Annotated in this window: 1 protein-coding gene; it reads right to left on the bottom strand. The window is 44.0% G+C overall.

Annotated features, from left to right (window positions below; genetic code table 11):
* On the bottom strand, positions 1–252 hold a 252-nt coding region (locus tag LKX83_RS32705; protein WP_255655033.1), incomplete at both ends, for an enoyl-CoA hydratase/isomerase family protein.

Genomic DNA, 252 nt, shown 5'->3' with positions numbered 1-252 from the left:
AAGTGTTTCTTCCAAGGTAGCATACAAGCTTCGATACATCACCCTTTTAATTAAACCGATTCCTTTAGTCGGAAGAGAAGCCAGACGCTGAGCATACTCCATAACCTGTTCTTCAAATGAATCAGCTTGATATACATGACTGACCAGACCTATTCGCAATGCTTCTTCCGCGCTTACCTTCTCTCCAGTAAGGGCTAATTCCAAAGCCTTTCCAATCCCTACAATACGCGGGAGGAAATAGCAACCTCCAGA

Source organism: Cohnella baijiui, assembly GCF_020731285.1.
GTDB lineage: Bacteria > Bacillota > Bacilli > Paenibacillales > Paenibacillaceae > Cohnella.
Note: the sequence above shows the minus strand (reverse complement) of the source record. Positions and strands in the feature narration are given on the sequence as shown.